Annotated in this window: 10 protein-coding genes; 6 read left to right on the forward strand and 4 right to left on the reverse strand. The window is 53.1% G+C overall.

Translation table 11 applies throughout. The features are described from left to right. Together ACEW8P_RS12850 and ACEW8P_RS12855 are read right to left on the reverse strand one after the other, a co-directional pair. Positions 1-362: hypothetical protein (locus ACEW8P_RS12850; protein ID WP_373513478.1), on the reverse strand; the 362-nt coding region annotated here is incomplete at its 3' end. Between the two features lie 100 nt (positions 363-462). Further along, positions 463-1,281: a metallophosphoesterase gene (locus tag ACEW8P_RS12855; protein ID WP_373513479.1), complete on the reverse strand. Its 819-nt coding sequence runs from the start codon at positions 1,279-1,281 to the stop codon at positions 463-465. 130 nt (positions 1,282-1,411) lie between these two features. On the opposite strand from ACEW8P_RS12855, the gene ACEW8P_RS12860 reads away from it, so the two are divergent. Together ACEW8P_RS12860 and ACEW8P_RS12865 are read left to right on the forward strand one after the other, a co-directional pair. Further along, positions 1,412-2,020 (forward strand): outer membrane beta-barrel protein, encoded by a 609-nt coding sequence (locus tag ACEW8P_RS12860; protein ID WP_373513480.1) that lies wholly within the window; start codon positions 1,412-1,414, stop codon positions 2,018-2,020. Between the two features lie 51 nt (positions 2,021-2,071). Continuing rightward, the gene (locus ACEW8P_RS12865; RefSeq protein WP_373513481.1) at positions 2,072-2,605 is read left to right on the forward strand and encodes a regulatory protein RecX; all 534 of its coding nucleotides are present in this window, start codon (positions 2,072-2,074) and stop codon (positions 2,603-2,605) included. 120 nt (positions 2,606-2,725) lie between these two features. On the opposite strand, the gene ACEW8P_RS12870 is transcribed toward ACEW8P_RS12865, so the two are convergent. Continuing rightward, positions 2,726-3,724, reverse strand: coding sequence for a ribonucleoside-diphosphate reductase small subunit (locus ACEW8P_RS12870; protein WP_373513482.1), 999 nt, complete (start codon positions 3,722-3,724; stop codon positions 2,726-2,728). A gap of 286 nt (positions 3,725-4,010) precedes the next feature. Here ACEW8P_RS12870 and ACEW8P_RS12875 point away from each other — a divergent pair, with 286 nt between their 5' ends. Both ACEW8P_RS12875 and ACEW8P_RS12880 read left to right on the forward strand, forming a co-directional pair. Next, on the forward strand, positions 4,011-4,880 hold the full coding sequence (locus tag ACEW8P_RS12875; RefSeq protein WP_373513483.1) for a glycosyltransferase family 2 protein: 870 nt from the start codon (positions 4,011-4,013) through the stop codon (positions 4,878-4,880). A gap of 141 nt (positions 4,881-5,021) precedes the next feature. Beyond that, positions 5,022-6,725, forward strand: coding sequence for a GMC oxidoreductase (locus ACEW8P_RS12880; protein WP_373513484.1), 1,704 nt, complete (start codon positions 5,022-5,024; stop codon positions 6,723-6,725). Positions 6,726-6,767: 42 nt separating this feature from the next. Here the strand turns inward: ACEW8P_RS12880 and ACEW8P_RS12885 are convergent, their stop codons facing one another. After that, entirely contained in the window at positions 6,768-8,237 is a 1,470-nt protein-coding gene (locus ACEW8P_RS12885; RefSeq protein WP_373513485.1) for a TonB-dependent receptor, read from the reverse strand. Positions 8,238-8,450: 213 nt separating this feature from the next. On the opposite strand from ACEW8P_RS12885, the gene ACEW8P_RS12890 reads away from it, so the two are divergent. Both ACEW8P_RS12890 and ACEW8P_RS12895 read left to right on the forward strand, forming a co-directional pair. Beyond that, the gene (locus tag ACEW8P_RS12890; protein ID WP_373513486.1) at positions 8,451-9,044 is read left to right on the forward strand and encodes a hypothetical protein; all 594 of its coding nucleotides are present in this window, start codon (positions 8,451-8,453) and stop codon (positions 9,042-9,044) included. Between the two features lie 102 nt (positions 9,045-9,146). After that, positions 9,147-9,896, forward strand: a 750-nt coding sequence (locus ACEW8P_RS12895; RefSeq protein ID WP_373513487.1) for a TIGR01777 family oxidoreductase, incomplete at its 3' end; no start/stop codon positions are given.

Genomic DNA, 9,896 nt, shown 5'->3' on the forward strand with positions numbered 1-9,896 from the left:
TTGCGGTGACCCCGGATGTCGAACTCGGAGTTTTTCTGGCGGTTGGTGCGCGTCAGATAAACCCGCCCCTTATCGTCGATGGACATGGCGATAGGATCGGGCGCCAGCGAGTCGGAGGCCCACAAGTCCAATTTGAGACCATCGGCTACGGTCAGGGACACGCTTTCCTTGATTTCTTTCGCCCGCATCCGGGCGGTGTTGCCGTCTTCTCTCACCACTTCCAGCGACCCAGCCGGAACGGGAACCGAAGTCTCAAGTACTGAAGTACCCGTTGGGGCCAGCTTGGCGCAGGAAACGATAATGATGCCCGCTGCCAAAACATAGAGCGCGCGAGGCGATTTGTAGAGTTTTTTGAAATTCATGAGAATTGGTGGGTTATTGTTATTGTCTTTTTATAAAAAGCTTGTGTATCTGTTTTTGTTTTTAGGAAGAGCCATTGCAGTCTGTTTCTCATATACTCTATTAGCTTTTCCCGACGAACGTATTCAAAATAGGCGCGGCGGTAGGGTTGTACTGGTAAGATTTCCAGGTGCCATCTCCGTAAATTTCCACGATGCGGTAGCCTTTGTAGGTTGTTCCCCAACTGCCGCCAAAGTGACCATCGTAAAAGTAGGGCTTGCCACCGCTCATTTTGCGATCGTCCTCGTCGTGTTCGTGGCCGTGAAAAATGGCTTTGACGTTCGGTGTTTTTTCCAAAAGCGCGCGCACTTCCTCACAGTCGCGGCCATTGCTGGTCCACTTGACGGGCGTGATGTGCAGAAAAACGAAAATCCCCTTTTTGCTCTCGTACTTGGCCATTTCGCCGCGTAGCCACGCGGGGTCAGGACAGAGATATTCACCTTTCTCGTTGGAAGTATCGCCCAAAATAAAGGCATACTCGCCACGGGCAAAGCTGTGGTTGGTCGGGTAGCCCCAGGTACTTTCCCAGACGTCGAGGCCCACGCGGTCGTGGTTACCGCGCGTGACGAAGAACGGGACGGTCAGGCGCTTGAAGGCTGTCTTGACATCGTACATCAGCGTGGGTTTATCATGAATGAGGTCACCGTTAAAAATAGCAAAATCCAGGCCCATTTGCATTCTTTCCTGGTTAAGCCAACGGATTACATCAGTGTGAAACTGCTCGAATTCGGTATCCGGCTGCCCGTAGTGCCCGTCAGAGGCCACGGCAAAGCGCATGGTAAAGGGGGGTACCACATTTGTCGGGCGCGGGCTGAATTTCAGCCAGGAAACGGCGGGTAAGGCGGGCAGAAGTTTCAGAAGGTCGCGGCGGGCCAGTTTCATAAGGTTTTTTTAGAATGCGGGGTAAGGGGGCCTTCGGTTGTCACATAAACAGCAAGAATAGGAAAACCCAGCGGCAAGCTGTTTCTTTGAAAAAACAATATCGGCAAATTTCAAGAAAAATAGGCAAAAAATGAAGAAAGCGGGGTGGTGCTTAGTGATGGGAGTGGCTTTGACCATGTTAATTCAGGTGCCCGGCCTGGCGCAAGTGAGTGCCAGCGCCAGTGGGGGATACGGCATTCCCACCGCAGCAGGCGGTAGTAGTATGTGGGGCGGTAGCCTGGGTGCCCAATACTATTTCAATTATAAACTAGCCGTAGGCGCACGCGTACGGACCTACGTCGAAACCATCGGCCAGAACGACGGCGGCCTCAATGGCAGCCTGACGGCAGTCACCATGCCCATGATGGCCACAATCGAGTACCACATCACCGACACCGATTTTCATCCATACGTTGGCTTAGGAGCGGGCGTCATTCGCTCCGCCCTGATCACCGACCTCAGATTCAATGGCCAGAATATATATGACGATAGCTCGAAAGAGTACAATTTTGGTCTGGCTCCCAAGCTAGGTGTAGGCTTCGACATCACGCAGGGCTTGATGGTGACGGCAGAGGCAATTTACAACGTAAGTCTGGGAAAAAACCAAGCCGGAAACACGCAGCTTAACTTCGAGAAATCAGCCCGATTCCTGACCATCCACGCGGGCATCGCTTTTACCTTCGGCAATCGCTTCGACTAAGGCGAGAAAGGATTGATGGTCAAACGGTTAAGGGTTCGCGGAATACAATCGATGACAAAAGCGGATGCCGCGCGGAAGATCGTAAAATGCCGATTGACCGTTGACCTTTTGACCTTTAACCCCAAAATTTTGGATCGCCTTCTCCTCCAAAAAGCCGCCGCCTACTGCGCCTACCAGGAACGTACACAGGACGAGGTGCGGCAACGAATCAAAAAGTGGGGTGTCGAGGAAGAAGATGAAGCCGAGGAACTCATCGCCGAACTGATAACGATGAACTACCTCAGCGAGGAGCGCTTCGCCAAAACCTACGCAGGTAGCAAGTTTCGGCAAAAAAAATGGGGAAAACGACGCATCAAACAAGAACTTTCTCGCCGCGGCCTGACCAGCCACAATATCGATCAGGGCATGAATGAGATCGAAGACAAAGCCTACGAAGCAACGCTCAGGGACTTGATCAATAAGAAACTGGAATCCCTGGAACGCACCGAATCCGACGCCCGCAAACGAAAGCAAAAGCTAGCCCGCTATGCGTTGGGGAAGGGGTATGAGAGTGAATTGGTGTGGAAGATTATCAAAGAGGATTAAATGGAAGGGAGTAAGTAAGTTAAACGGTTAAAGGTTAAAAGATCAACCGACGTTCTACGATTTCACGCTAGAATTCGACAAACCCTTTAAACTTTTGACCGTTGACCGTTTAACCTAAACTCAAAAGTCTTCATCAAACGCGATCTTGTGCGCAGATTCTTTGTCAGTAACACCGGACATGACGCCCGCTTTCTGGTACTCGCCGACGCGCTTCTCGAAGAAATTGGTTTTGCCGGGCAGCGAGATCAACTCCATGAAATCGAAGGGATTGGCTGAGCCGAAATGCTTAGCGACGCCCAAGCGTTCGAGCCAGAAGTCGGCCACAAACTCAATGTACTGCTTCATCAGTTCGGCGTTCATGCCGATGAGCGATACGGGCAGAGCTTCGGAAATGAACTCCTTCTCGATTTCTACGGCATCCAGCATGATTTCCAGGACGCGCCCCTCGGGTAGTTTGTTCTTGATGTGATCGGTGTAGAGCAGACAGGCAAACTCGCAGTGCAGTCCTTCGTCGCGCGAGATCAGTTCGTTGGAGAACGACAATCCCGGCATCAAACCCCGCTTTTTCAGCCAAAAAATGGAACAGAAAGAACCCGAAAAGAAAATGCCTTCCACCGCCGCGAAGGCAATGATGCGCTCGGTAAACTCAGGGCTGTTGATCCATTTTAAAGCCCACTCGGCCTTTTTCTGCACGCAAGGCACCGTGTCGATAGCCCGTAGCAGGTGATCTTTTTCGGTGGGGTCTTTAATATAGGTGTCGATCAGCAGCGAGTACGTTTCGGAGTGGATGTTCTCCATCGCGATCTGAAAACCGTAGAAGCACTTGGCTTCGGCGTATTGTACTTCGCTGAGAAAGTTGATGGCCAGGTTTTCGTTCACGATGCCGTCAGAGGCGGCGAAAAACGCCAGGATGTGCGAGATGAAATGCCGCTCGTTGTCGCTGAGGTTGTTCCAGTCCTTCATGTCCTGCCCCAGGTCGATCTCCTCCGCCGTCCAGAACGACGCCTCGTGGCGTTTGTACATCTGCCAGATGTCCTGGTGCTTAATGGGAAAAAGAACAAACCGCAGCGGATCCTCGGTCAGGAGCGGCTCATGGGGAGTAGTGCTTACTTGTGACATGAAAAGTGGAGTATTTTTGAGTAAAAATGTGAAGGTATAACGGAACGCCAAACAGAATTGTTAGCGGGATTTTGGAACAAACAAAACTACAACGACGCCCGCTGAAATTCAAGCCGCTCCTGTCCTGGGAGAGTAGTTGTCGGGAATAATTCTATTCTGAAAAAGGCAAAGGTTTAGCCCTCAATTGGTTTGAAAAATAAAAACCTTCGAAAGTGAAAACCGGAAAGACTTGCGGCCTAAACGTTTTATTTTTGCTTTTTGCAAAAAAATAAAACAGTCTCAACTAGTGAAAATCGTTGGCTTTACCATTATCAAGGACGCTTTGCTCAATGACTACCCCGTCGTCGAGGCCATCCGCTCGGTGCTGCCCGTAGTAGATGAGATGCTCGTCAGCGTCGGGCAGGGCGACGACGGAACGCTGGAACTGATCCAAAGTATCGGCTCGGACAAGATGCGCATTGTGCGCTCGGAATGGGATATGTCGCTACGGCAGGGCGGCAAAGTACTGGCTGTCGAAACCGACAAGGCCTACCGTCAACTCCCCGCCGATACCGATTGGGTATTCTATATTCAGGCCGATGAGGTGCTGCACGAAAAGTACCACGCTGCCGTCCGCGCGAGCTGCGAACGCTACGCCCAAAGCCCCCAAGTGGAGGGGTTGTTGTTCGACTACCTGCATTTTTACGGTACCTACGACTACGTGGGCGACAGCCGCACCTGGTACCGCCACGAGGTCAGGATCATCCGCCACGGCCCGGCCATTTCGGCCTACCGCGACGCGCAGGGCTTCCGCAAGGGCAACCAGAAACTTCGCGTAAAACATTCGGGCGCGGCGATTTACCACTACGGTTGGGTGAAAAGTCCGGCGCAGATGAAGAAGAAAATGAAGAATGTGGGGCGGTTCTGGAATGAGGAAGAAGAATGGAAAAAAATGCTCGCGAGCGGCGACTTCTTCGACTATTCTCAGTTCGATTCCCTCACCCGCTTCACCGAACCTCACCCCAAAGTAATGCAGGAGCGTATTGCCCGGCAGGACTGGCAAGTGGAATTGGATTTAAGCAAAAAGAAATTCGACCTCAAAGACCGCCTGCTATATTGGTTTGAGAGAAAGACGGGAATTCGACTTTTTGAATTTACGAATTTCAAGCGCATCTAAAATACTACCCTACTGAGCGTTTACACTTGTCGAACCTAAACTTCTCCGCCCGTCCCACAGGCAAGTAGAAAATCCCGCGTTTGGCGTTTGTAAAGTCAATAAGACGATGCGGACAGATCCACTCGCGAAGGCTTTTGAGTTATGAATTTGCAAGAAAAAACAATCTACGATGCTCTCGTCATCGGCTCCGGTATCAGCGGGGGCTGGGCGGCTAAGGAACTCACCGAAAAAGGCCTGAAAACGCTGGTACTCGAGCGGGGCCGGGAACTACCGCACGTAGCTGGCTATACCACCGCCACCAAAGACCCTTGGGAGTTTCAGTACCGGGGAAAAGTTGCCCTGAGGGAAATTGATCACTACTCGATGGACTTGGGCCGGGGCGCGCGCTTTGGCAACGAGGCGGCTAATGGTTTTTTTTTGAGTGAAACGGAAAACCCCTATATCCAGGAAAAGCCTTTCCGTTGGACTCGCGCAGCCGTCAAAGGCGGGCGATCACTATTGTGGGGGCGGCAGTCGTACCGGTGGAATAAAGAAGACTTCGAGGCCAACGCCAAAGAAGGTGTCGGCGTGGACTGGCCTATCCGCTATGAGGATGTGGCCCCCTGGTACACCTACGCTGAGCGTTTCGCGGGAATCGCGGGTCGGAAGGAAGGACTGGATGTACTACCCGACGGCGAATTCCTACCCCCGCACGACTTCAACTGCGTGGAAGAACATTTCAAGGAAAAAATAACCAAAAAGATAGGCCGCCCCGTGACCATCGGCCGGGTAGCGCACCTCACCAAGCCCACCGCCGAACATACTGCCTTGGGCCGGGGGCAGTGCATGGCCCGAAATATGTGCGAGCGGGGCTGTCCTTACGGCGCGTATTTCAGCTCCCAGGCGGCTACCCTACCCGCCGCCGAGCGCACCGGAAACCTGACATTGCTGACTGATAAGATTGTGTCGGAAATTATCTACGACGAAAAGTCAGGCAAAGCCACGGGCGTCCGCGCGGTCGATCAAAACACCAAGGAAGTCGAGGAGTATTTTGCCAAAATCATCTTCGTCAATGCGGGTTCGATGGCTTCGACGGCCATTTTGCTCAACTCAAAATCCAGCCGCTTTCCCAACGGCTTCGGCAACGACAGCGGCGAGTTGGGCCACAACCTCATGGACCATCACCTGCTGGCGGGAGCCAATGCACAGGTCGAGGGCTTCGAGGACAAGTACTATTTCGGACGCAGGCCCAACGGCATCTACATTCCGCGCTACCGCAACTGGGGCAACGACCGGCGTGATTACCTGCGGGGCTTCGGCTACCAGGGCGGCGGCGGGCGCAGTAACTGGAGCCGTGGCAACGGGACGCCGGGATTCGGGGCCGAGTTCAAGGAAACGATCAGCCAACCCGGCGGCTGGCACATGGGACTGCACGGTTTTGGTGAAATACTGCCCCGTCACGAGAACCGGATGTACCTGCACGCCACCGAAAAAGATGCTTGGGGCCAGCCGCTGGTAGTTTTCGACGCCGCTATCGGCGAGAATGAACACAAGATGCGCATCGACATGGCTAACGACGCCGCTGAAATGCTGGAAGCAGTGGGTTTCAAGGATGTAAAGCCTTATGATCGCCAATACGACGTTGGTAATGCCATCCACGAAATGGGCACCGCCCGCATGGGACGAGACCCAAAAACTTCCGTCCTGAACGCCCACAACCAGATTCACGACTGCAAGAATGTCTTTGTGACCGACGGGGCGTGTATGACTTCTTCTTCCTGTGTCAACCCTTCGCTGACGTACATGGCCCTGACCGCGCGGGCGGCGGACTACGCGGTGGCGGAGTTGAAGAAGGGGAACTTGTGATTTATCTTGAGTGGGGCGTCCCGTGGCGCACAAAGTAAGTACTTACTGGTTTTCACCAACCCCAACCACTCCACTCTTCCGCGCTCCCGCCACGTCGTATACCACGCAAGGGAAGCCGAACAAACACTTGTCTTTGATGATCTCGGCCACGCTATCGGGCACAAGGTCTTCCCAGCCCGCTTCACCGCGCTTGACCATCGCCAGCACCTGATCGGTGGTCCAGCGCATGTACTCCACGTTATAATCACGGATGTCCTCGATCTTGTCGTTAATAACTAAGTACTCGAAGAGCGGTTTGAGGTTATCAGCCACCTCGAAGTTTTCGCAGGAGTAAATGGTATCGTCCTCCCGCAGCGTAGGATAGATCAGCAGCTTGACCTTGCGGCTAAACAGCGTGGAAAATGATTCGAGTATCCCACCGCGCAGGAAATCATAGTACTTTTCTTCAAAAATATTCTGCAAGCTCGGAATACCGAGTAGCAGCCCGATTTTCAGCCGCGTCAGCTCCGACAGGTACGCCACCAGTCGGAAGTACTCGTGGTAGTTGGAGATCATCACCATGTGGCCCAGTGAGCAGAGGATGTCCACGCGGTCGAGGAAATCCTTCTCGTCGATGTTGTCTTCGTCGTCCGATTGTAGGTTGCGAAGCGTGAGTTCCGAGACCATAAGCACACGGTCGGGATCTACGTCGGGTTCGGCCACAAACTGCCGGGTGCCGTTCTCGATCAGGTCGATGTGGACATTAGTGATGGGGCGCAACCGCCCGCGCATGATCAGAATGTGTTTTTTATAAAAAGCCTCCGAGGGCTGAAGTACCCCGCCATCGGCTCCGAAGAGGGCGGCGTTGGTAAAGCCATTCTTGACCAGATGCAAACTCATTACCCGGCTATCTACTCCCATGAAATCCGGACCGCTGAACCGGATCATGTCTATCTCGAGCCGTTCGGGACTAAGGTCATCCATGAGCGAGAGAAGCAGCGTTTCGGGGGAGGTCGGGTAGTAGAAACAGCCGTAGATAAGGTTGACGCCGATCACGCCAAGGGCTTGTTGCTGCAACACGTTTTCGTCGTCCAGCATCTTCACGTGAATCACTACCTCGTTGTAATCGCCACCGGGCGTGAGCTGAAATCGTAAGCCGATCCAGCCGTGGGCGATGTTGGTCTTGTGGTAGTTGAGAGCCACCACAGTATTAGCAAACGCGAAGAACTTGCTATCCGCGCCGCGCTGTTCAGCCAGGCGCTTTTCCAGCAGGCTGTATTCCTTATGGATCATTTTGATAAGCCGCGGTTCGCAGACGTAGCGACCGCTGTCCTCGGTACCGTAGATGGCGTCGCTGAACGTCATGTCGTAGGCCGACATCGTCTTGGCGACCGTACCCGATGCGCCGCCCGCCTTGAAGAAAATAGCGGCAGTTTCCTGTCCGGCCCCAATCTCGGCGAAGGAGCCGTAAATCTGCGGGTCGAGGTTAATGCGGAGAGCTTTCTGTTTGGTACCAAGATTTTTATCGTACATTTTTAGGTAGAGTGGTAATTGATTGTTTGGCGATGGATGCTGATTTTATCAATATCCAAGCTGATCCTTAGAAGTGAAATTTAACTACAAAATGGGTAGGGCACGAATTTAATGGAGAACGGTATTACCTGAAAATAATACGTTATCCCCCGGGAAGTATTCCAACTTTTCGAGAAATTAACGGTTTATTGAAGTTCTCCCTACTTCGTACTTATGAAAAAAATAAGCTATACCCTCCTTCTCCTTCTGCTTACAGTCTCTGCCCGAGCCCAGAGCAATGCCCTTGAAGATCTGAATCAAAGTCGGTTGAAAGTCCAGACCACAGGCATGTGGGTGCTGAGTAGCTGGGCCGTGGCAAATATCGCGTACGGCGGCGTTGCGGCGGCGCGCGGCGAAGGTAGCAACAAGTACTTCAATCGCATGAACGTTTATTGGAATGTCGTGAATCTGGGTATCGCCGCGCCGAGCCTGATCGGTGCTTTGCGGCAAAAAAAATCGCCGCCCACGACGCTCGACCAAAGCATTGAGGATTTGCACTCGATTGAAAAAACGTTGCTTTTCAACGCCGGACTTGATTTGGCCTACGTCGCGAGCGGGGCGTACCTTTTGGAGAGGGCAAAAAACACGCCCGACAAGCAGGATCGCTTTCAGGGGTTCGGTCAGTCCATTATTCTGCAGGGCGGGTTTCTTTTGCTGTTCGACGCCGCAAACTACCTCGCCCTGCGCAAGAGCCATCGCAAGGCTGCTGAAATCCTCAAAAATGTGCAGCTCACCGGGCAATCGGTAAGCGTTGTGCTGGAATTCTAATAGCCGTTTCGAGCTGAGTGGCCATTTATTTTTCAAAAAGACTTACCCAAAAGATCATGCTGCGAACGGTTCATCAACCAATCGCCAACAACCAAGCTACTAATGAAAAAAAACGTCCTGATTACCGGAGGCACGGGCCTGATTGGCCGCCGCCTCACCGAAATGCTGCTCGAACGGGACTACCTCGTGTCATATTTGAGCCGTTCTGAAAAAAGTTATCCCGATGTTTCCGTCTATCATTGGGACATCGAAAAAGAGGCCGTCGATCCGCGCGCGCTGGATAGCATGGACTACCTCGTGCATCTGGCCGGAGCGGGCATTGCCGACGAGCGCTGGACGGATGAGCGCAAGAAAGTAATCATTGACAGCCGTACCGAGAGCATTGAACTACTCGCCCGCATCATGAAGGCGCAGGGTCAGCGGCCCGAGTCCTTCGTGTCGTCGTCGGCGGTGGGTTACTATGGGGCCGATACCGGAAACGAGAAGCATACTGAGCAGTCGCCGCCCGGCGATGATTTCTTGGCGGACGTAACGATCAAATGGGAATCAGCCGCCGACCATGTCAAGGATTTAGGCGTGCGTACCGTTAAACTCAGGACGGGTGTGGTACTGAGCGACAAAAGCGGCGCCCTGCCCAAAATCGCCGCTCCGGCCCGCTTCGGTTTGGGTGCGCCGCTGGGCGACGGCGACCAATGGATGTCCTGGATTCATATCGACGATATGTGCCGCCTGTACATCGAGGCCATTGAAAATGAAAGTTGGGAAGGAGTTTATAACGGCGTGGCGACTCCACCCGTGACCAACGCTGAACTGACCAAACTCATCAGCAAAGTACTCGACCGCCCGCAGTGG

Source organism: Persicitalea sp., assembly GCF_041751555.1.
Classification (GTDB): Bacteria; Bacteroidota; Bacteroidia; order Cytophagales; family Spirosomataceae; genus Persicitalea.

Excerpts from the sequence above, each read along its gene's own strand:
- ACEW8P_RS12855 (WP_373513479.1), bottom strand. The coding sequence starts at position 1,281 with ATGAAACTGGCCCGCCGCGACCTTCTGAAACTTCTGCCCGCCTTACCC.
- ACEW8P_RS12860 (WP_373513480.1), top strand. The coding sequence starts at position 1,412 with ATGAAGAAAGCGGGGTGGTGCTTAGTGATGGGAGTGGCTTTGACCATG.
- ACEW8P_RS12865 (WP_373513481.1), top strand. The coding sequence starts at position 2,072 with ATGACAAAAGCGGATGCCGCGCGGAAGATCGTAAAATGCCGATTGACC.
- ACEW8P_RS12870 (WP_373513482.1), bottom strand. The coding sequence starts at position 3,724 with ATGTCACAAGTAAGCACTACTCCCCATGAGCCGCTCCTGACCGAGGAT.
- ACEW8P_RS12880 (WP_373513484.1), top strand. The coding sequence starts at position 5,022 with ATGAATTTGCAAGAAAAAACAATCTACGATGCTCTCGTCATCGGCTCC.
- ACEW8P_RS12885 (WP_373513485.1), bottom strand. The coding sequence starts at position 8,237 with ATGTACGATAAAAATCTTGGTACCAAACAGAAAGCTCTCCGCATTAAC.
- ACEW8P_RS12890 (WP_373513486.1), top strand. The coding sequence starts at position 8,451 with ATGAAAAAAATAAGCTATACCCTCCTTCTCCTTCTGCTTACAGTCTCT.